Below are 19531 nucleotides of genomic sequence, written 5' to 3'. Positions count from 1 at the left end.
GCGGTGTGTCAGACAAAGAAAAGTCGCCTGGCACGGCGCCTTCGCGAGCAAGCCCGCTCCCACAGGGAATGGGGTTGGCTATGGAAATCAGCGACGGGTCAGGGGCTGCGTTTCGAACTTCACACCCGCCAGCCCGTGCTTGATCAGCGCGCGGATATTGCCGTGGTCGCTGCCCTCAGGCGTCGCCACCACCGAGCGGTAATGCTCGCCGAATGCCAGCAGCGCTTCTTCATCGCTCAAGCCTTCCAGTAGCGCCAGACCCAGGGTCTTGCACGAACCTTCGTTCTGCCCGGCGGCGTTTTCCACGCCACCGTTGTTGAACGCCTGAGGCTGGTAGTCGTAACCGGCGGCGATGAAAGCCAGGGTGTCGGCGAAAGCGTGTTCGCCGCTCTTGAGGCTGGCGCGCAGGGTGTTCAGATCACTCATTGGGTTTTCCTTTGGCGAACGCCGCCTGTTGTTCGGCGCTGGCTTCTTGCTGGTATTGGGCTTTCCACTCGGCGTAAGGCATGCCGTAAACCACTTCACGGGCGTCGTCGAGGCTGACCTCGATCTGACGGTCATCGGCGGCAGCCTTGTACCACTTGGACAGGCAGTTGCGGCAGAATCCGGCGAGGTTCATCAGGTCGATGTTCTGCACGTCCTTACGGCTGTCCAGATGGGCGACCAGCCGGCGGAAGGCGGCGGCTTCGAGTTCGAGGCGTTGTTGCTCGGTCATGGGAGTCTCTGCGAGACAGCTTCAAGCGACGAGCTTCAAGCTGCAAGATGGGTGGCGTTGATACGAAGTTTACAGCTTGCCGCTTGAAGCTTGAAGCTAGCGGCTCGCTGCAAGCGTTATTGACACCGACTCGGCAAAACGCAGCGCATGCGGCTTGTCGACTTCGACTTCGGCGTACAGCACTGCAGCATGAGTCATCACCAGATCCAGCAGTTCCTGGGTCAGGCGTTCGAGCAGCGCAAACCGATTGCCCTCGACGTGGGCGATGATCGCCTTGGTGATGGTGCGGTAATTCAGCGCGTGATCGATGTCGTTGTCGCGCACCGCTTCCTGCGCCGCGTACAGGATCGTGAGATTGATCAGCACATCCTGCTTGTTGAGGATCTCGTCCTCGTTGATCCCGATAAAGGTGCGCAAGCGCAGATCCTTGACCCGGATGCGCGCCATTCCCGGTTGAAGTTGTGACATTTACTTGCTCCGTCCAATCAATTGCAGGAACTCCTGGCGGGTGTTGCTCGAGTCGCGAAAGGCGCCAAGCATGACCGAGGTGTTCATGGTCGAATTCTGTTTCTCGACACCGCGCATCATCATGCACATGTGCCGGGCCTCGATGACCACCGCGACGCCGGCGGCATCGGTGACCTGTTGCACCGCATCGGCAATCTGCCGGGTGAGGTTTTCCTGAATCTGCAGGCGCCGGGCGAACATGTCCACCAGCCGCGCGATCTTCGACAGCCCCAGCACCTTGCCTGTCGGAATATAAGCCACATGGGCCTTGCCGATGAAGGGCAGCAGGTGATGTTCGCACAACGAGTAGAGCTCGATGTCGGCGACGATGATCATCTCGTCGCTGTCGGAGGCAAAAAGCGCGCCGTTGACGATCTGATCCACACTCTGTTCATAGCCGTGACACAGGTATTGCATGGCCTTGGCCGCGCGCACCGGGGTATCGAGCAGACCTTCGCGGTCGGGGTCTTCGCCGAGGCCGATGAGGATCTCGCGGTAATTCTCGGGCAGGGAACGGGTCATGGCAGATCCTCGCGCAGCAGCTTATTTGACGTGCCGTCCGCCGTTGACGGTCAGGGTTGTGCCGGTGACATAGGGGTTGTCGAGCAGATAGCGCAGGCTCTGGTAGATCACTTCGCTGCCGGGTTCGATGCCCAGCGCGGATTTGGCCAGCGCCCTTGCGCGGTACGCCGCGTCGTCGTCGGGATTGAACAATAGCAGGGCCGGCGCGATGCCGTTGACTTTGATTGCCGGCGCGTAGCGCGCGGCGAAGGACAGGGTCAGGCTGTCGAGCCCGGCTTTGCTGGCGCAATAACCGATGTGTTTGCTGCTGCCCTTGCGCGTGACGTCGTCGCTGATGTGGATGATGTCGGCCGGTGTCGAGCGCTTGAGCAGGTCGGCGCAGTGCAGGTTGATCAGATACGGCGCGAGCATGTGCACGTTGAGCATGCGCGAGAAGGCCTCGGCTTCACTGCCCGGGGTTTCCGCCAGCCATTCGGAGGCGTTGTGGACGATGGCGCGCAGGCAGTCGGTGTGGGTTTTCAGTTCATCGATGAAGGCGAGGATGGTGGCTTCGCTGGAGAAGTCTGCGAACACCGCGACAGCGCCCAGATCACGCAGGGCTTGTACGCCCGGACGTTCGCTGCGGTAGGTGAAGATGACCCGATGGCCGTCTTCAAGCAAACGCTGTGCGCAGTGCAGACCGACACGCTGGCCGGCACCGGTGATGAGGATCGGGGCGGAGGATTTGGACATGAACGGCTCGCGTCGCGGTGGGAGTAAAAACTATAACAGTGACGCGGGGTGCCCACCTATCGCAAGACGGGTGCTGTGCTTTTGTGGGAGCCGGGCTTGCTCGCGAAGGCGGTGTGCCAGGCACGGATACATCAACTGACACGACGCTTTCGCGAGCAAGCCCGCTCCCACATGGGCGCTCAGCGGTTTTGAGACACTGGTTCAACAGGCAGTCGAGGTGCCGGGACGCTGTTCAGCCAACCCGCCAGCAACCGTGTCGACAGTGGAATAAAGAAATACACCATCAACGGCGTCAGGCACGCCGTACTGACCAATACCCGCGGCAGCAGGCTCATCTCGCCGAGCAGCGGTCCGAGGACAAAGTTGAACAGCAGCGACACCGGGAAGAACGCCAGCCAGATCGCCACGGCCTGTTTCCAGCGTGGTGGCCGTTGACCGGCAGCGCCGAACCAGCCTTCGATGCCGCTGACCCGATGCTCCTTGGGATGCTCGAACAGATCGCTGCCCCGCGCCAGCCACGCGGTACGCGAGACCGAGTGCTCCCAGGCGTGCAGGGTCTGCTCGTCGACGAAGCGGAAAATGATCTGGAATTCGTTGTCACCGGGTGGCGGAGCGAGCACGCCGGAACCTAGATAACCGGGAAAGTCAGTGGCCAGTTGTTCGCCTTCGCGCAGCCAGGCAATCAGGTCCTGATAGCGGCCGTCGGCGACGCGACGCGCAACCATCAGCGTGACGGGGGAAGTAGACATTGTGTATCTCCATATTTCGAGTGCGGCGCTCCGGGTAGGAGGTTTCGCATTGCGCAAACCGGGGTAGGGGTCTGCGCTTTTCAACAAGCAAGGATTATTCCCGATTTTGATGACAGTTTCAGAGACTTTCGTCTCTGTTTATTGGGTTGAACCGACAGAGGGCATCGGATGTAGAATGGGATCCAAATTTACCGAGCGGACACATCAGCACCATGGCTGTTATCACGGACGCTAACCCTGCCTCGCAGGCCTCTGTCGCACTTGAGCGCGAAGAGTTGTTCCCTATTCGGGAGGTGTCGCGGCTGACCGGCGTCAACCCGGTAACGCTGCGTGCATGGGAGCGCCGCTACGGTCTGATCCAGCCGACGCGCACCGAAAGCGGGCACCGGTTGTATTCGATGACCGAAATCGAGCGCGTGCGCAGCATTGTCGACTGGATTGATCGCGGCGTTGCCGTGAGCAAGGTCGGCAAGATCCTGGCGAGGACCGAGCCGCTGAAAGCCTTGGCCCATATCATCCCCGATGATCTGGTCCAGGCCGATTACGCGCAATGGCAGCAGCAGGTGCAATTGGCCGTCAGTTCGTTCGACGACCGCGCGCTGGATCAGGTTTACAACCAGATCTTCTCGTCCTACTCGCTGCCGGTAGTGTTTCAGAACATTCTCATGCCTTTGTGGCTGCAGATGTTGCAGCGCCAGGATGCCTTCGGGCAGACCAGCGAGTGGCTGTTTTTCGACGGGTTCCTGCGGGCGCGGGTGTTGCAGCGGATCGTCGCGCTGCGCGGCACCCAGCCGCGCAAAGTGATTGTCAGTGCGCTCGCCGGTCAGTGTCGTGAACTCGAGCTACTGGTTGCCGCGTTGTTTCTCAGTGGCAATGATGCGGGCGTGCGGGTGCTGACCACCGGCCAGCCATTCGATGAGTTGGCGCTGGTGTGCGAGCGGATCAAGCCGCAGGCGCTGGTGCTTTTTTCCAACCACGCCCCCACCGCGGATTTGCCGCGCCGTCTGAATCGACTGGCCTTGAGTCTCGACTGTCAGGTAATGCTCGCCGGCGACGCTGCCGATCTGGCACAGGACAGTCTGGCCGGATCGTCGATCGGTTGTCTGGGCAATGAAGGGGCGACGATGCGTCAGCGCATGACGCAATTTCTCGCAGGTACGCTGGATACCTGAATTTCAGGTGTGCAGGGCGGGGTGGGTCAGACGGTGTTGTTGCAGGATGAACTGGCGCAGGCGTTCGGTTTCATCGGCATCGGTCTGGCTCAGCTCGTAGGCGTAAAAACCGTGCTCGGTTTCGCGCTCGAAATTGCCGCGCAGGGAAATCCGCTCATAACCTGAAGGGCTGAACCACAGGGCGAAATGCTTGGGCGGTTTGGTCTTGTTGCGCATTTCCAGCAGCACGCCTTTGTGCGACACCTCGTGCACCCACATCATGCCTGGCTGCCCTTTTGCGTTTTCCAGCGCGACCGGCTCTTCGAGGGTCAGGCGCCATGGGCGAATCATCGGCCCGTCTTCGTAAATGCTCGGCACGCCCAGACGCAGGTGCAACGCGTGGAATTCGTCTTCCACCAGATGCAGCGGGAAGGTCATTTGCTGATTTTCGAAGTTGGCCTGGATGGTCACTTGCTCGTGAGCCGCCAGGCGCGTGAGCAGGTCACGGATCTGCGAACCACCATTGACCAGCAGGCTCGACGTCGCATCCCGCACATTGAGCTGCGGGTTGTGCTGCATGGTCTGGATGAAATCCAGCTCATCCTGGGTCAGGAGTGCGTCGCGTTGCATGGCCTGGCTCGAAAGAAATAGTTACAAAGTCATTGGTGATTGTAGTTACTGACACTTAGTTCGCAGTTTTGTTTACGCCGTTCGTCGCTTTCAACGCTGCCAGTTCCGCTTTCAGCGCTGCGACCTCAGCCTCGAGCTGAATTACGCGTTGCTGCGCCTTGACCTGAACCGTGACATCTTTCTGCACACCGACGAAATAAGTCTGGCCGTCATCAGCGTTTTTCACCGTCGAAAGCGACAGTTCGTTCCAGAACGGGGTGCCATCCTTGCGGTAGTTGCGCAGGATTTCCCGGCACGCCCCGCCGTTGTGCAAGGTGTCGCGAATCAGCGACAGACCGGCTTGATCGCGGTCTCCTGACTGCAGAAAGCGGCAGTCCTGATAAAGAATCTCTTCGCTGCTGTAACCGGTCAGGCGTTCGAAGGCCGGGTTTACGTAAATCAGGATGTTGTCCTGCTCGCCTTCCTTTTCGGCCACCACGATTCCATCGTTCGACGCGTTGATCACCATTTGCAGCAGACTGGCGTTGATCATCAATGAATCCTTTCAGTGTCGATAATGGCTGGCATTCTAGAAGTTCCAACGCCGCTGTCTACTGGCTATCACGGCGAATCGGGGCTGGATCGCGGCTTTTGCGTCGGACTGCTACTATCGCCGCTCTTTTTTTCAGCTTCAGGATCAGATTGATGAAAGTCGCCATCCTCTCCGGCTCGGTATACGGCACGGCCGAAGAAGTCGCCCGTCACGCGCAGAACCTGCTGAAAGACGCCGGTTTTGAAACCTTCTACAACCCGCGCGCCAGCCTGGCGGATATCCAGGCGTTCGCACCTGAAGCGTTTCTCGCGGTGACGTCTACCACTGGCATGGGCGAGTTGCCGGATAACCTGCAGCCGTTGTATTCGGCGATTCGCGACCAGTTGCCAGCCGCGTGGCGCGGTTTGCCGGGCGCGGTGATCGGTTTGGGCGATGCCAGTTACGGCGATACGTTCTGTGGCGGCGGCGAACTGATGCGTGAGTTGTTCGCCGAACTGGGCGTGCGCGAAGTGCAGGAGATGCTGCGTCTGGACGCCAGCGAAAGCGTGACCCCGGAAACCGACGCCGAGCCATGGCTGGCGCAATTGATCGACACGCTCAAGGGCTGATCGCGCGCTCACGCAGCAGAGCCAGCCAGGCCTGCGCGGCTTTCGACAGATAGGCGCCCTGGCGCCAGATGAAGGCGATGTCCCAGCGCAAATAATCTGGCGCGCGCAAGGTCAGGCGCACCACGCCCGGACGCTCCAGTGCCCGGGCCACCACGCTGGGCAGCAGCACCACGCCTTGCCCGGCGGCCACCAGTGCCACGAGAAAATCCGCCTGCCCGCTGCGCCCGCCTTCTTTCGGGGTAAAGCCCAGTTGCTGGCAGGCCTGCAGTAAACGGTCATTGAGCACGAAGCTGCGCTGATACAACAGGAACGGCGTGTCGGCCAATTCCTCAAGGCCAATCTCGCCGCGCCCCGCCAACGGATGATCCACCGGCAATAACGCATCGAGTTTCTCATCGCAGAACGGCTGGAAATCGAACTGCGGATCTTTCGGCAGCAGGCTCCCGCCTAACTCCAGTTCGCCGCTGAGCACCGCTTGCTCGACATTGCGGCTGCCACCCTCAAGCAATTGAATGCTGATGTTCGGATAGCGCCGGCGATACTCGGCGAACAACCCGGCGAACAGCGCATCACTACCCAACAGCGGCAGACCGAGGCGCAATTCGCCGCGTGCCAGTTGGCTCAGATCATCCAGTTCGCTGAGCAACTCGTTACGCAAACGCAACATGCCTTCGGCCCGTTGCAACACCACGCTGCCCGCGGCGGTCAGGCGCAATTGCGAGCCGAGTCGTTCGAGCAAGGGCGTGCCGAGGCTCTGCTCCAGTTGCGCAACTTGTTTGCTCACCGCCGACTGGCTGATGTGCAGGGTTTTCGCCGCCTGGGTGAAGCCGCCCTGATGCATGACTTCGACAAAGCTGCGCAGCTGTTTGAATTCCATCATCCGATTCCATTGTGGAATAGGGCTGAGTCTAACAATTCGCTTCTGGGATGACAGGCCGCTTCGTAAAATAAGCCCCTGTAAGGAGCCCATCATGAACGCCGCATCCCTCAAATACCTGTCCCGTCTATTCGCAGAACTGGCCGTGTTGCTCGGTCTCTACCTGCTCGGCTGTCAGATCGCCGCGTGGTTGGCCTGGCCGATTCCCGGCGGCGTGATCGGCATGGCCCTGTTGCTGCTGGCGTTCGCGTTTGGTTGGGTCAAACCGGCGGCGTTGCAACTGGGGGCCGGATTGCTGATGGCCGAGATGCTGCTGTTCTTTATTCCGGCACTGATGAGTCTGCTCGACTACGGCGCACTGTTGCGAGATGACGGCTGGCGGATTCTGCTGGTGATCGGCGCCAGCACCCTGATGGTGATGCTGGTAACAGCCTTCACCGTGGAGCTGGCCGTGCGCCTGAGGCGGTCCCATGAAGCTTGAATGGATGCCGATGTTCTGGCTCGCCTTTACGCTGTTGGCGTACCTGTTCAGTCGCTGGATTTACCGGCGCACCGGGCGCTATCTGCTGTCGCCGCTGATTCTGGTACCGGCGCTGTTGCTTGCGCTCGCGGTGCCGTTGCACACCGCGTATGCCGAATATTCGAGCAACACCCATTGGTTGATGCTGGTGCTCGGGCCGGTGACGGTGGCCTTCGCCGTACCGATCTGGCAGCAGCGGCGTCTGCTGGTGCGGCACTGGTCAGCGCTGTTGCTGGGCATGCTTGCCGGCAGCGCGGCGTCGATCGCTACGTCGTTCGGCCTGGCCAGAGCGCTGGCGCTGGATAGCTCGGTGACGATGTCGCTGGTGCCGCGCTCGATCACCACGCCATTCGCCATGCCGCTGGCGCAGGATCTCGGTGGCGTGCCGGAACTGACTGCCGTGTTCGTGATGTTTACCGGCGTGTTCGGCGCGATGCTCGGCGGCGTATTGCTCAAGTGGCTGCCGTTGCGCAGTGCGTTGGCGCGCGGCGCGTTGTTCGGGGTTGGCGCGCACGGCGCAGGCGTCAGTCGGGCGCATGAAGTGGGCGGTGAGGAAGGCTCGGTGGCGGGGCTGGTGATGGTGCTGACCGGGCTGCTCAATCTGTTCGCCGCGCCTTTGTTGGCGTCGTTGCTTTGACATGGATCCAAGGAGTTTGCCTGGCTGACCCGCTCAGTCATCAAGCTGGCTGGCAATGCAACTACGCGATCCTCTGCGCCTGACTAGACTGCTCGTACGTGCAGAACAATAAGAACGCAGAGGTGCATACAGTGAGCGTAGCCCCCGTCCAATTGTCCCTTGATGTCAAAGACCAGGTCAGTGCCGCGGAATGGCAGACCCGGGTCGATCTCGCCGCCTGTTATCGGCTGGTTGCGCTACATGGCTGGGATGACCTGATCTTCACCCACATCTCGGCCAAGGTCCCGGGCACCGAAGATTTCCTGATCAACCCGTTCGGGTTGATGTTCCATGAGATCACCGCGTCGAGCCTGGTCAAAGTCGATCAGGCCGGCCACAAGCTCATGGACAGTCCATACGAAATCAATCCCGCCGGTTACACCATCCACAGCGCCGTGCACGAAGTGCGGCACGATGTGGTTTGCGTGCTGCACACCCACACCGCGTCCGGTGTAGCCGTTTCAGCGCAAAAACAGGGTGTGTTGCCGATCAGCCAGCAATCGCTGTTCGTGCTGTCGAGTCTGGCCTATCACGCCTATGAAGGCGTGGCGCTGAATCATGAAGAGAAGGCGCGCTTGCAAGCCGACCTGGGCGAGAACAATTTCCTGATGCTGCACAACCACGGTCTGTTGACCTGTGGCGGCACCATCGCCGACACCTTTCTGATGATGTTCACCTTCCAGCGCGCCTGCGATATTCAGGTCATGGCGCAAACCGGCGCTGCTGAACTGATTGCCATCGAACCGCAGATCCTGGCGGGCGCCAAAGCGATGATCGCCGGCGTCACCAAAAGTGCTAAAGGCATGGGCGGCGCGCTGGCCTGGCCGGCGTTGCTGCGCAAACTCGATAAACAAGACCCCGGATATAAACTCTGATGCCTCTTGCCGAGATTCCTCTGTGTGTCTGGCGCAAACGCAGCCGGACGTTTGTCTTCCGCGGCCAGTCGATCCGTTACTGGACGGCGGGGCAGGGTGAGCCGCTGCTGCTGATCCACGGTTTCCCGACGGCCAGTTGGGACTGGCACTACCTGTGGCAGCCTCTGGCCCAGCGCTACCGGGTGATCGCCTGTGACATGCTCGGTTTCGGTGACTCGGCCAAACCGTTGAACCACCGCTACAGCCTGCTGGAACAGGCCGACTTGCAACAGGCGCTGCTGGCGCATCTTCAGGTCGAGCAAGCGGTGCATGTGCTGGCCCACGATTACGGCGACAGCGTTGCCCAGGAATTGCTCGCCCGGCATTACGAAAACCGGATCGAGGTCGCCAGTTGCGTCTTTCTCAATGGCGGGCTGTTCCCCGAAACCCATCGTCCTGTGCTGATGCAAAAGCTGCTGCTCAGCCCGCTGGGCTGGATGATCGGACGGGCGTTCACCCGTGATGCACTGGTAAAAAGTTTCCGCCAGATCTTCGGTCCGCAGACCGGCCCCAGCGAAAGTGAGCTGGATGATTTCTGGAGCCTGATCGAGACCCATCGTGGCCCACGCATCCTGCACAAACTGATCGGCTACATCCCCGAGCGCCGCGTGCAGCGTGACCGCTGGGTGGCGGCCATGCAGCGTGATGAAATCCCGCTACGGGTGATTGATGGCGAAGTTGACCCGATCTCCGGTGCGCACATGGTCGATCGTTACCGCGAGCTGATTGCCGACGCCGATACGGTGCTGTTGCCGGGCATCGGCCATTACCCACAAATTGAAGCGCCAGTGCAGGTGCTCAAGCATTACCTGGCGTTTCGTGAGCGCCTGGAGTTGCCGCCGCGCAAGGTCGCATGCTCCTGAGAGGTCAAAAGATCGCAGCCTGCGGCAGCTCCTACACCGATCTTCTGTAGGAGCTGCCGCAGGCTGCGATCTTTTGATCTTTTGACGCCCTCATCATCCCTCACCCTTATCGCGCACCATTCAGCCTCAGCCGTATTCGTTGTGACCCAAAGCCCTGTGCCTGACACTCGGACTCATTACTGGCCTGCTGGAGTTCCTGCGATGAATGAGTCCGTACGTTTCGAAGATAAAGTCGTGATCGTCACCGGCGCCGGTGGTGGCCTGGGGCGAGCGCACGCTTTGCTGTTCGCCCGGCACGGTGCCAAAGTGCTGGTCAACGACCTCGGCGGTTCGACTCAGGGCGAAGGGGCCAACGCTTCCGCCGCCGACCGTGTGGTGGCGGAAATTCGCGAAGCCGGCGGCATCGCCGAGGCCAACCACGACTCGGTCACCGACGGCGACAAACTGGTGCAGAACGCCCTCGACGCCTTCGGCCGTGTCGATGTGGTGGTGAACAACGCCGGGATTCTGCGCGACAAGACCTTTCACAAGATGGACGACGCCGACTGGGATCTTGTCTATCGCGTCCACGTCGAGGGCGCCTACAAAGTGACCCGGGCCGCCTGGCCGCACTTGCGCGAGCAAAACTACGGCCGGGTGATCTTCACCGCCTCGACCTCGGGCATCTACGGCAACTTCGGCCAGTCCAACTACGGTATGGCCAAACTCGGCCTCTACGGCCTGACCCGTACCCTGGCCATCGAAGGTCGCAAGAACAATATTCTGGTCAATGCCATCGCGCCTACCGGCGGCACGCGTATGACCGAAGGCCTGATCCCGCCGCAAGTGTTCGAACAGCTCAAACCGGAGCTGGTCAGCCCGCTGGTGGTGTACCTGGCCAGTGAACAGTGCCAGGAAACGTCCGGCCTGTTTGAAGTCGGTGGCGGCTGGATGGGCAAGGTGCGCTGGGAACGCAGCCTCGGTGCTGGCTTCGATCCCCGCAGCGGCTTCTCCCCGGAAGATGTCGCGGCGCACTGGCAGCAGATCTGCGATTTCGAAGGCGCGGCGCATCCGAAGGACAACATTGAAGCGCTGAAGGAAATGATGGCGAATTTGCAGAAGTATTCGCTGTAACGTTTGCCACGCCCCGCAAATACCGATCCCGCCGGTAAAGCCTTCGCCCATAAAAAAGGCCGCTGCAAACGCAGCGGCCAAGGTAAGACGTTGGATCAAGGAGCTACAAATCAACGTCAGTGAACACCGGGGCGATCAATCGAAGCATCGACTCATCTGAAATCGGTCAGCGCTGGCGCGAGTTGCTCAGCAGCCAAGGCTTGGTGCTTTGCGGCGTCTGCCTGAAAGCCCGCTCAGAATAAGCACTTGAACCCGAAGGAAAAATAGCGATTCCGGACATGCACTGTTACGGGGCGTGCAACAGTCTTGATCGCGCCACAGGACTGTGCACGGACTGCGCAAAGTGCTCGCGTCCGGAAATAACGCTTCGCTGTCTATTATGGATGGCTGAGTTAGTGACTTTGTATAAAGTTTTGTGCGGATTATTTGTCTGTGAATTTGTCATTTTTCACAGGTGGTTTTTTTGTTTCGGTTAATACCTTGTAATCTATATTTGTTGAAATGAACTGGCGCTTCTTGTTTGTTAAAAATAAAACTATCTTTCGCTATCGCAGTGATGCGGGGTTGCGTTCACTGAACTTGAAAGATAGGACTTGAATATGGATAAGTTATACAAAAGTTTGATGCGAGGTTCTGAAGGTGCAGAAGTAACCTGGAGGGCTGAGTGGGTAAAGGCCGCTGCCGCGCAGAATGATTTGTTCGCTATTGTTGAGGCGATCCCGACAGTTCGGCAAATTGCTCGGCAGGCATTGCAGCAAGAATTGCAGCAGCGGCAGAAGAATATCGATATTGATAATGTTTATATCAATATCACCGATCAGTCTAATGAGATTGAACGTCGTCCTTCGGGGAAACTCTCTGAGGTATTGCTTCATTGTCTTGATAATAATGTGCTGCCGAGCTATCTGGCTGGCGGCGGGGACGGTGTCTTTCACCTGCCCGATACCGTTGGCGAACAGATGAGAGTCAAAGGCTTCAGTATTATCGAGGCTGAGGAGGCTATTACTTATACGCTGCGAAATCTGGAAAGCAGCCTGCGTTCGGAGATGACCAAGTATTGGGCGGCTCCCGTAAAAGTCGCAACAACTGAAAAGACCGGGCTGACAAATAAACAGGCCTTGCAGCAGGCTTATAACGTTGTGCTGACAGCGGAGCTTTCTTTAAAAGCCATGGCGGGATTTCTGGATCACGGCATGGCGACGCGCTATTGCTATTTGTTGAACCTGGAAAACGGCGCCGGCGCTTATAACGTTGTGGTGAGTCCTGAATTCGACTCTCGCACTTCGCTTGTTCCGGGTTTTATCCTCGATAATGCGATGCGGGCGGATCCGCAAATGAAACTGCTCAATGAGCCCACCGGTTATGTCATTCACACGCCAGGCAACGGCTTTGAATACTTCGCCAGGAATCTCGAGGTGCATGCAACGCTGCTGGCGCGTGTATCGGCGTCCGGTAGCAAAATCGCTTTCCCTAAAGCCACGCAAAGTTTGTCCGCTCATTGTGTCGACGCTTACTTGAAGGGACAACTTGAGACGCTTGCAAGTCTGATGCGCGATCGCAAGGGCCAGACTCGAGCGTTCAGCCGGGTATTGCAGGACAATCAGATGTTGTCGGTGATGCGTGCTGACATCGGTCGTCGATTCGATCAAGTGCAGGCAGAACTCAAGCGGACCGAATGGCCACTCTGGCTGAAGAACGGTGGTAACACTCTTCAGCAGCGTTACGTCGAGCTTGAGCACTCGATGGAGAAATATCACTCTGACTACCAGGTGGTTTTCGACAGGTGTTTCTCGTTTAAAGATTATGTCTTGCGTTGTTTTTCCGAGTGGGCGATGAGCGCGTTGGGTGAGCAACTGGAAGCCGAGACGATAAAGGTGCGCAGCGTCCACAAGATGCAACTGGGGGGCCGCACCCTAGAGCAGGTCGATAACCGGACCCTGACGGAATTCATCATCTTCGGTCTGCATGACGAGGGGTATAAAGCCGAAATCAGCCTCACCGGGATGCCGCCCGGCAGCAAGCTGTCCGCTGCTGCACTTGAGCAATGGTTGAACAACATCAACGTGCGCTCGCAGTTTGTATCCAGTCTTTCGGCTGATCCATCGCCGGAGTTTGCACAGGCGTATCGCGACCACTTGCACAGCAACATCGAGTTCGCGCTTTTCGTTGCGCGCCATTCGGGCATTTTCAGTGAAACCGAAGCGAAGGTAATCGAAAGGGCGCTGGCAGGTGACTCGTCGGTGTCTATCCGCGGATTGAAACTGAGCCTGCAGATTCCGGGGCCCGCCTTGAAAGGTGTGATGGTTTTTCAGGCACCGGAGACTCGGAACTATCTTGTTTATCTGATAACACCTGCAGGCAAGTCTGTTTTCATGACGTTTGCGGATGCATTCGCTCTGAACAAATGGTTTGAATCGGCCATGACCGCTGATCGTCAATACGCGGCGTCATTGATTCATCCGGACTATTTGCACGATGCCGGATCCTTGCGCGGTGCCAGCCGTCACTCCACCCATTATCTATATAAGCTGGATACCCAATACTCGGACCTTTTCCCCAATGGCACAGCGCCGTTGCTCAATGACGTCAAAGTCGCTTATCAGTCTGAACTGGCGTTACACAAGACCATTGCGCCTGCGCCTTACCGCTACCTCGGGATTGAGCCGCGCAAACGTTACGCTCGATTGAATACCGAACTGAAAGCGCTCTCCACCGTAGAGGCAAGGGACAATGCGTTCCCTTCTTTCGAACGCTTTACCCATGATGCGGTAAAGCAGAACCTTGAAAGCCTGTTGCGTTCGCGAGGACGAAATATCGAGATCAATCCCGATCAGATTATTGTCCAGACTGACGATTTTCAGAAAAGCGTAACGGATCTGCTCATCGAAGGGCTGTCGTTTGAAGCTGCCAATCCGGCATATCCGAGCAAGTATGACCCGAGGTATTTTTTGACGGACGGCCATCCGGCGATCGATCAACTGGATATTCGCGATCTGTCCTCGTTATCGAAAACATTCCGTCCTGGCGACAGGTATACGGAAATGCTCAATACCGACTATCTGGACGGGAAGCATCCTGGCTATGCATTCAAGCGCGCCGTTCACGCAAAAAAAATTCGCTGTCAGATGCATTACGATCTGCTCTCCAACTACATCGATGGCAGGTTTGGGTCTGACATTTTTTTAGCGCTACAACGGGTTGTCGGGAATTTGAAAGAGGATGTCTATCACTACCCGATCAATGATTCGTCCGCAGAAGGTGATGAAGGTCTTTACGAATTCAATATCGGGAAAACAGGCTTGACCAAGTCGAGGGATCGTACGGTTGCGGGTGTCTACATCCTGCGGATGAACATTCTCGGCCAGTTCCACGACTGGTTATATACGCCCGATGCGCCGGATGGCGTTGCCTATCGACCCATCAACGATTTCATTCCATCCATTCGTTTCCAATACGGACCGATGCGCGATTACTACTTTGACCGGGTTGCAATCGTCGATCAAAAAGTAATCAATGATTATTTTGACGATCTTGCCGCGAGCGGGAAACCTCTGCCTCCGGTCAAGACGCAAGAACGCGCCAAGTTGAACAACCTCTTCACGTTCCATGATCGGAGAGTGCGTCGCGCATTGAGCGATATCGATGAGCGAACCACCAGTTTGAAGGAGGTTATCGCGGGACTGGTTTACGATGGCCTGATCAAAGTGGTGAATGTCATCAGTCTCGCCGTGCCGCCTATTGGCTCCGTGGCCGTTGCGGTGCAGATGATGAAAAGTGTCTACGACGGAGCACAGGCGCAACGGCGCGGTGACTACTCGGCGGCACTGGGATACGGCGCGGACGCGTTGATCGGACTATTTACGCTCGGCCAGGCGGCCACAGCCGGTGCGAGCGCAGAGGTGATCAAGCAGGTGACCAACGTTCAACGATCGTTTCTCGGTCTGGTCGATGATGCACGGTCGGCGGCGCAATTCGTCGCCGAGGCGGCGGGTCATAAAGCGGCAGATCAACAGTTGATCGATTTCTTCACTGAATTGATGAAGGATCGGGTAACCGGCATCAGCCAGACCATCGTGCGCTGATCCCCGGGCTGGCGCCTGGAGATCGCCTGACTCAATCGGCTTGCTCATACCCCATTCGCCAGCTCACGGCCCGCGACGCCGCCAGTAACCGCTGCGCCGCCGGGCCGTCTTCATCAGCGTGGAACAGTGAAGTCGGGCCGACGATGGTCAGCACCGCGGCGATCTGCCCGACTGCGTTGAACACCGGGGCTGACAACGCGTCCACACCTGGCATCAACAAGCCGTGCACATGATGCAGACCGCGTTCGCGGATCTGCTCGCACAAACCGCTGTAGGCATTTTGATCGGCCAGTGGATGGCCGGCGACGGCGATTTCCTGCGCGCGCAACTCATCGGTTTCCCGATGCGGCAGAAAGGCACTGAACACCAGCCCGGTGGACGAACTAAGCAGCGGCAAAACCGAACCCAACTGAGTCACCACCGTCACCGCGCGCACTGCCGGCTCGATGTGCACTACGGTCGCGCCCTGATTGCCCCACACCGCCAGAAAGCAGGTTTCATTCAATTCGTCGCGCAGCTCAGACAGGGGCAGGGCGGCGACTTTCAGCACGTCCATACTGTTCAGGGCTGCCAAGCCTACACGCAACGCTTCACGGCCGAGGCCGTAGTGGTTGGTGGCGGCATTCTGCTCGGCAAAACCGCTGGCGATCAGTGCCTGAAGATAACGGTGCACCTTGCTCGCGGGCATCTGCACATGTTCGGCCAGACGCGACAGTGAGGTAGAGGGCGACAACTCGGCCAACGCCTTGAGGATGTCGGTGCCGACCTCGGCGGAGCGGACTTTCTGTTTGCCGTTGCTGTCGCTGGTTTTTTCCATGGTGCGGCCGGGATCCGAAAACGAATGGGCGTCTTTATAGCTTGACGCTGGATAGCGAGCAAATTACGTTATGCGTAATCGAATTACGATAATAACAACCCCGGCGTGCGCAAAGCTCTGAGCCAGAGCGATGGGCCACTGCCGACTCCCTGTTCAGGAGGCTCCATGAACCTCGATTCAAACGCGTCGGAGCTGACGTACCAGTCCGGTTTCGGCAACGAATTCAGCAGTGAAGCGTTGCCCGGCGCCTTGCCCATCGGCCAGAACTCCCCGCAAAAAGCCCCGTACGGCCTCTATACCGAATTGCTCTCCGGCACTGCGTTTACCATGACCCGTAGTGAAGCCCGGCGTACCTGGATGTACCGGATCCAGCCATCGGCCAATCACCCGGCGTTCGTCAAACTGGAGCGGCAACTGGCCGGCGGCCCGTTGGGTGAAGTGACGCCCAATCGCCTGCGCTGGAATCCTCTGGATATCCCGGCCGAGCCGACTGATTTCATCGACGGTCTGGTCGGCATGGTGGCCAATTCGGCGGCGGAAAAACCAGCCGGCATCAGCATCTATAACTACACCGCCAACCGTTCGATGGAGCGGGTGTTTTACAACGCCGACGGCGAACTGCTGCTGGTGCCGCAACTGGGGCGGCTGCGAATTGCCACTGAACTCGGCGTGCTCGAAGTCGCGCCGCTGGAAATTGCTGTGCTGCCGCGTGGCCTGAAATTCCGCGTCGAGCTGCTTGATCCGCAGGCGCGCGGTTACGTTGCCGAGAACCACGGCGCGCCGCTGCGCCTGCCGGACCTGGGGCCAATCGGCAGCAACGGCCTGGCCAATCCACGGGATTTCCTCGCGCCGGTCGCGTCTTACGAAAACCTGCAGCAGCCGACGACGCTGGTGCAGAAATTCCTCGGCCAGTTGTGGGGCACCGAGCTCGATCATTCGCCGCTGAACGTGGTCGCCTGGCACGGCAACAACGTGCCGTACAAATATGATCTGCGCCGTTTCAACACCATCGGCACCGTGAGCTTCGATCACCCGGATCCGTCGATCTTCACCGTGCTGACCTCGCCGACCAGCGTGCACGGTCTGGCCAACCTCGACTTCGTGATCTTCCCGCCACGCTGGATGGTCGCCGAGAACACCTTCCGTCCGCCGTGGTTCCATCGCAACCTGATGAACGAATTCATGGGCCTGATTCAGGGCGAATACGACGCCAAGGCAGAAGGCTTCGTGCCCGGCGGTGCCTCGTTGCACAGCTGCATGAGCGCCCACGGCCCGGATGGCGAAACCTGCACCAAAGCGATCAACGCGGAACTCAAACCGGCGAAGATCGACAACACCATGGCATTCATGTTCGAGACCAGTCAGGTACTGCGCCCAAGCCGCTTCGCCCTCGACTGCCCGCAACTGCAATCCACTTACGACGCCTGCTGGGCCACGCTGCCCGCCACGTTCGACCCGACCCGGAGATAACCCATGACTCAGACTTCCATCACCCGCAGCTGGGTTGCTTCGGCCAATGGCCACGCGGATTTCCCGCTGCAGAACCTGCCGCTGGGCGTGTTCAGCACTGGCGGCTCGGCGCCGCGCGCGGGCGTGGCGATTGGTGAACATATTTTCGATCTGCAGGTGGCGCTTGAAGCCGGCCTGTTCGACGGCCCGGCACGCAGCGCGGTCGAAGCCACGCACGGCGGCGTGCTGAATGCGTTCTTCGACCTCGGTCGTGAAGCCCGCGTAGCCTTGCGCAGCCGCTTGCTGGAATTGTTCGGCGAGGGCAGCACTCATCGCGGCGCCATCGAAGCCCAAGGCGCAAAACTGCTGCCACTGGCTGCTGATTGTCAGATGCACCTGCCGGCACGCATCAGCGATTACACCGACTTCTACGTCGGCATCGAACACGCGCAGAACGTCGGCAAACTGTTCCGCCCGGACAACCCGCTGCTGCCTAACTACAAGCACGTGCCGATCGGTTATCACGGTCGCGCCTCCACCGTGCGCGCTTCTGGTACCGACGTGCGCCGCCCGAAAGGCCAGACCCTGCCGGCCGGTGCGAGCGAGCCGACCTTCGGCCCGTGCGCACGACTGGACTACGAGCTGGAACTGGGCATCTGGATCGGTCAGGGCAACGACATGGGCGAGCCGATTGCCATCGGTGACGCCGCCGAACACATTGCCGGTTTCTGCCTGCTCAACGACTGGTCGGCCCGCGATATCCAGGCCTGGGAATACCAGCCGCTGGGCCCGTTCCTCTCCAAGAGTTTTATCACCAGTGTTTCGCCATGGGTGGTGACCGCCGAAGCGCTGGAGCCATTCCGCATGGCGCAACCTGCGCGCCCGGAAGGTGATCCGCAGCCGCTGCCATACCTGTTCGACAAACGCGATCAGGACGCTGGCGCATTCGATATTGAACTGGAAGTGCTGCTGCTCACCGAAGCCATGCGCGAACAGAATCTGCCGGCCCATCGCCTGACTCTGAGCAACACCCGCTACATGTACTGGACCGTCGCACAAATGGTCGCGCACCACAGCGTCAACGGCTGCCAGTTGCAGGCCGGTGACCTGTTCGGTTCGGGGACTTTGTCCGGCCCGCAAAGCGGTCAGTTCGGCAGCCTGCTGGAAATCACCGAGGGCGGTAAAAAGCCGATCGAACTGGCCTCCGGCGAAGTGCGCAAATTCCTCGAAGACGGCGACGAAATCATTCTGCGTGCGCGCTGCGCCCGTGACGGTTTTGCCTCGATCGGCTTCGGCGAATGCCGCGGCAAAGTGCTGGCGGCGCGCTGACAGGAGCGGATCATGGATCTCTACACCTATTACCGCTCGACCTCGTCTTATCGGGTGCGTATCGCGTTGGCGCTGAAAGGGCTCGACTACACCGCGTTGCCGGTCAATCTGATCGCGCCGTCGGGAGGTGAGCATCGCCAGCCGGCGTATCTGGCGATCAATCCGCAGGGCCGGGTGCCGGCCCTGCGCACCGATGACGGCGAGCTGCTGATTCAGTCGCCGGCGATCATCGAGTACCTGGAAGAGCGTTATCCACAGCTGCCATTGCTGCCCGAAGACCTCGCTGCCCGTGCTCATGTGCGCGGTGTGGCGGCGGTGATCGGCTGCGATGTGCATCCGCTGCATAACGTCAGCGTGCTCAATCGCCTGCGCCAGTTGGGCCACGAAGAGCCGCAGGTGGTGGAGTGGATCGCGCACTGGATCAGTCAGGGGCTGGCGGCCGTCGAGCAATTGATCGGTGACAGCGGTTTCTGTTTCGGCGAGTGGCCGTGTGTGGCGGATGTTTATCTGATTCCGCAGTTGTATGCGGCCGAGCGCTTCGGTGTTTCGCTGGAGGCTTATCCGCGGATTTGTCGGGTGGCGGCGTTGGCGGCTGAGCATTCGGCGTTCATCAAGGCGCATCCGGCCAATCAGCCGGATACCCCTTAAAGCTTCACCTTGCCCCAATGTGGGAGCGGGCTTGCTCGCGAAAGCGGAGTGTCAGGTACCGGGATGCTGACTGATACACCGCTTTCGCGAGCAAGCC

The 19531-nt window shown here is 59.2% G+C and carries 21 protein-coding genes; 11 read left to right on the top strand and 10 right to left on the bottom strand.

Features of this window, described 5'->3' with window-relative positions:
• Positions 1-87: 87 nt before the first annotated feature.
• The 6 genes from QMX91_RS18500 to QMX91_RS18475 form a co-directional block, all read right to left on the bottom strand.
• The gene (locus tag QMX91_RS18500; protein ID WP_003221728.1) at positions 88-426 is read right to left on the bottom strand and encodes a HopJ type III effector protein; all 339 of its coding nucleotides are present in this window, start codon (positions 424-426) and stop codon (positions 88-90) included.
• Positions 419-715 carry a DUF1244 domain-containing protein gene (locus QMX91_RS18495; RefSeq protein WP_007968038.1) on the bottom strand — a complete coding sequence of 99 codons (297 nt, stop codon included), beginning with the start codon at positions 713-715 and terminating at the stop codon, positions 419-421. The genes QMX91_RS18500 and QMX91_RS18495 overlap by 8 nt, the downstream gene beginning before the upstream one ends.
• Before the next feature lie 96 nt (positions 716-811).
• Complete coding sequence (gene folX / locus QMX91_RS18490) at positions 812-1183, bottom strand: dihydroneopterin triphosphate 2'-epimerase (RefSeq protein WP_007968040.1); 372 nt, start codon at positions 1181-1183, stop codon at positions 812-814.
• Positions 1184-1744 carry a GTP cyclohydrolase I FolE gene (gene folE / locus QMX91_RS18485; RefSeq protein WP_097090401.1) on the bottom strand — a complete coding sequence of 187 codons (561 nt, stop codon included), beginning with the start codon at positions 1742-1744 and terminating at the stop codon, positions 1184-1186.
• A gap of 21 nt (positions 1745-1765) precedes the next feature.
• A complete protein-coding gene (folM, locus tag QMX91_RS18480) occupies positions 1766-2476 on the bottom strand; it encodes a dihydromonapterin reductase (RefSeq protein WP_139053839.1) in 711 nt (236 codons plus the stop codon).
• 179 nt (positions 2477-2655) lie between these two features.
• The gene (locus tag QMX91_RS18475; protein ID WP_098967238.1) at positions 2656-3225 is read right to left on the bottom strand and encodes an antibiotic biosynthesis monooxygenase; all 570 of its coding nucleotides are present in this window, start codon (positions 3223-3225) and stop codon (positions 2656-2658) included.
• A 212-nt stretch (positions 3226-3437) separates the two neighbouring features.
• On the opposite strand from QMX91_RS18475, the gene QMX91_RS18470 reads away from it, so the two are divergent.
• Positions 3438-4397 carry a MerR family transcriptional regulator gene (locus QMX91_RS18470; RefSeq protein ID WP_096795375.1) on the top strand — a complete coding sequence of 320 codons (960 nt, stop codon included), beginning with the start codon at positions 3438-3440 and terminating at the stop codon, positions 4395-4397.
• A 3-nt stretch (positions 4398-4400) separates the two neighbouring features.
• Here QMX91_RS18470 and QMX91_RS18465 read toward each other — a convergent pair whose 3' ends face one another.
• Together QMX91_RS18465 and QMX91_RS18460 are read right to left on the bottom strand one after the other, a co-directional pair.
• Complete coding sequence (locus QMX91_RS18465; protein ID WP_027610872.1) at positions 4401-5006, bottom strand: hypothetical protein; 606 nt, start codon at positions 5004-5006, stop codon at positions 4401-4403.
• A gap of 55 nt (positions 5007-5061) precedes the next feature.
• Positions 5062-5538, bottom strand: a complete 477-nt coding sequence (locus QMX91_RS18460) for a PAS domain-containing protein (protein WP_210558909.1) — start codon at positions 5536-5538, stop codon at positions 5062-5064.
• A 152-nt stretch (positions 5539-5690) separates the two neighbouring features.
• Here QMX91_RS18460 and QMX91_RS18455 point away from each other — a divergent pair, with 152 nt between their 5' ends.
• Positions 5691-6146, top strand: a complete 456-nt coding sequence (locus tag QMX91_RS18455; RefSeq protein ID WP_210558910.1) for a flavodoxin — start codon at positions 5691-5693, stop codon at positions 6144-6146.
• Here the strand turns inward: QMX91_RS18455 and QMX91_RS18450 are convergent.
• Positions 6136-7023, bottom strand: coding sequence for a LysR family transcriptional regulator (locus QMX91_RS18450; RefSeq protein WP_134785455.1), 888 nt, complete (start codon positions 7021-7023; stop codon positions 6136-6138). The two genes, QMX91_RS18455 and QMX91_RS18450, sit on opposite strands and share 11 nt — an antisense overlap.
• Before the next feature lie 94 nt (positions 7024-7117).
• Here QMX91_RS18450 and QMX91_RS18445 point away from each other — a divergent pair, with 94 nt between their 5' ends.
• The 6 genes from QMX91_RS18445 (at position 7118) to QMX91_RS18420 (ending at position 15191) form a co-directional block, all read left to right on the top strand.
• Complete coding sequence (locus QMX91_RS18445) at positions 7118-7504, top strand: CidA/LrgA family protein (protein WP_027610876.1); 387 nt, start codon at positions 7118-7120, stop codon at positions 7502-7504.
• The gene (locus QMX91_RS18440; RefSeq protein WP_135294978.1) at positions 7494-8180 is read left to right on the top strand and encodes an LrgB family protein; all 687 of its coding nucleotides are present in this window, start codon (positions 7494-7496) and stop codon (positions 8178-8180) included. Before QMX91_RS18445 ends, QMX91_RS18440 begins: the two co-directional genes overlap by 11 nt.
• 131 nt (positions 8181-8311) lie before the next feature.
• A complete protein-coding gene (locus QMX91_RS18435; RefSeq protein WP_098967244.1) occupies positions 8312-9094 on the top strand; it encodes a class II aldolase/adducin family protein in 783 nt (260 codons plus the stop codon).
• Positions 9094-9996, top strand: coding sequence for an alpha/beta hydrolase (locus QMX91_RS18430; RefSeq protein ID WP_098967246.1), 903 nt, complete (start codon positions 9094-9096; stop codon positions 9994-9996). The genes QMX91_RS18435 and QMX91_RS18430 overlap by 1 nt, the downstream gene beginning before the upstream one ends.
• A 201-nt stretch (positions 9997-10197) precedes the next feature.
• The gene (locus tag QMX91_RS18425) at positions 10198-11109 is read left to right on the top strand and encodes an SDR family oxidoreductase (protein WP_007968066.1); all 912 of its coding nucleotides are present in this window, start codon (positions 10198-10200) and stop codon (positions 11107-11109) included.
• Between the two features lie 599 nt (positions 11110-11708).
• Entirely contained in the window at positions 11709-15191 is a 3483-nt protein-coding gene (locus QMX91_RS18420; RefSeq protein ID WP_282413158.1) for a DUF6543 domain-containing protein, read from the top strand.
• 31 nt (positions 15192-15222) lie between these two features.
• On the opposite strand, the gene QMX91_RS18415 is transcribed toward QMX91_RS18420, so the two are convergent.
• Entirely contained in the window at positions 15223-16008 is a 786-nt protein-coding gene (locus QMX91_RS18415; RefSeq protein WP_139053830.1) for an IclR family transcriptional regulator, read from the bottom strand.
• Between the two features lie 165 nt (positions 16009-16173).
• Here QMX91_RS18415 and hmgA point away from each other — a divergent pair, with 165 nt between their 5' ends.
• The 3 genes from hmgA to maiA are packed head-to-tail and all read left to right on the top strand — an operon-like array spanning position 16174 to position 19434.
• Positions 16174-17478, top strand: coding sequence for a homogentisate 1,2-dioxygenase (gene hmgA, locus QMX91_RS18410; RefSeq protein ID WP_135294981.1), 1305 nt, complete (start codon positions 16174-16176; stop codon positions 17476-17478).
• A gap of 3 nt (positions 17479-17481) precedes the next feature.
• Positions 17482-18786, top strand: a complete 1305-nt coding sequence (fahA, locus tag QMX91_RS18405; protein ID WP_282413157.1) for a fumarylacetoacetase — start codon at positions 17482-17484, stop codon at positions 18784-18786.
• 12 nt (positions 18787-18798) lie between these two features.
• Positions 18799-19434 carry a maleylacetoacetate isomerase gene (gene maiA / locus QMX91_RS18400; protein ID WP_282413156.1) on the top strand — a complete coding sequence of 212 codons (636 nt, stop codon included), beginning with the start codon at positions 18799-18801 and terminating at the stop codon, positions 19432-19434.
• Positions 19435-19531: the final 97 nt, after the last annotated feature.

Origin of the sequence: Pseudomonas sp. PS01299 (assembly GCF_029960145.1) — a bacterium.
Classification (GTDB): Bacteria; Pseudomonadota; Gammaproteobacteria; order Pseudomonadales; family Pseudomonadaceae; genus Aquipseudomonas; species Aquipseudomonas putida_A.
Note: the sequence above shows the minus strand (reverse complement) of the source record. Positions and strands in the feature narration are given on the sequence as shown.

Excerpts from the sequence above, each read along its gene's own strand:
- QMX91_RS18500 (WP_003221728.1), bottom strand. The coding sequence starts at position 426 with ATGAGTGATCTGAACACCCTGCGCGCCAGCCTCAAGAGCGGCGAACAC.
- QMX91_RS18495 (WP_007968038.1), bottom strand. The coding sequence starts at position 715 with ATGACCGAGCAACAACGCCTCGAACTCGAAGCCGCCGCCTTCCGCCGG.
- folX (WP_007968040.1), bottom strand. The coding sequence starts at position 1,183 with ATGTCACAACTTCAACCGGGAATGGCGCGCATCCGGGTCAAGGATCTG.
- folE (WP_097090401.1), bottom strand. The coding sequence starts at position 1,744 with ATGACCCGTTCCCTGCCCGAGAATTACCGCGAGATCCTCATCGGCCTC.
- folM (WP_139053839.1), bottom strand. The coding sequence starts at position 2,476 with ATGTCCAAATCCTCCGCCCCGATCCTCATCACCGGTGCCGGCCAGCGT.
- QMX91_RS18475 (WP_098967238.1), bottom strand. The coding sequence starts at position 3,225 with ATGTCTACTTCCCCCGTCACGCTGATGGTTGCGCGTCGCGTCGCCGAC.
- QMX91_RS18470 (WP_096795375.1), top strand. The coding sequence starts at position 3,438 with ATGGCTGTTATCACGGACGCTAACCCTGCCTCGCAGGCCTCTGTCGCA.
- QMX91_RS18465 (WP_027610872.1), bottom strand. The coding sequence starts at position 5,006 with ATGCAACGCGACGCACTCCTGACCCAGGATGAGCTGGATTTCATCCAG.
- QMX91_RS18460 (WP_210558909.1), bottom strand. The coding sequence starts at position 5,538 with ATGATCAACGCCAGTCTGCTGCAAATGGTGATCAACGCGTCGAACGAT.
- QMX91_RS18455 (WP_210558910.1), top strand. The coding sequence starts at position 5,691 with ATGAAAGTCGCCATCCTCTCCGGCTCGGTATACGGCACGGCCGAAGAA.
- QMX91_RS18450 (WP_134785455.1), bottom strand. The coding sequence starts at position 7,023 with ATGGAATTCAAACAGCTGCGCAGCTTTGTCGAAGTCATGCATCAGGGC.
- QMX91_RS18445 (WP_027610876.1), top strand. The coding sequence starts at position 7,118 with ATGAACGCCGCATCCCTCAAATACCTGTCCCGTCTATTCGCAGAACTG.
- QMX91_RS18440 (WP_135294978.1), top strand. The coding sequence starts at position 7,494 with ATGAAGCTTGAATGGATGCCGATGTTCTGGCTCGCCTTTACGCTGTTG.
- QMX91_RS18430 (WP_098967246.1), top strand. The coding sequence starts at position 9,094 with ATGCCTCTTGCCGAGATTCCTCTGTGTGTCTGGCGCAAACGCAGCCGG.
- QMX91_RS18425 (WP_007968066.1), top strand. The coding sequence starts at position 10,198 with ATGAATGAGTCCGTACGTTTCGAAGATAAAGTCGTGATCGTCACCGGC.
- QMX91_RS18420 (WP_282413158.1), top strand. The coding sequence starts at position 11,709 with ATGGATAAGTTATACAAAAGTTTGATGCGAGGTTCTGAAGGTGCAGAA.
- QMX91_RS18415 (WP_139053830.1), bottom strand. The coding sequence starts at position 16,008 with ATGGAAAAAACCAGCGACAGCAACGGCAAACAGAAAGTCCGCTCCGCC.
- hmgA (WP_135294981.1), top strand. The coding sequence starts at position 16,174 with ATGAACCTCGATTCAAACGCGTCGGAGCTGACGTACCAGTCCGGTTTC.
- fahA (WP_282413157.1), top strand. The coding sequence starts at position 17,482 with ATGACTCAGACTTCCATCACCCGCAGCTGGGTTGCTTCGGCCAATGGC.
- maiA (WP_282413156.1), top strand. The coding sequence starts at position 18,799 with ATGGATCTCTACACCTATTACCGCTCGACCTCGTCTTATCGGGTGCGT.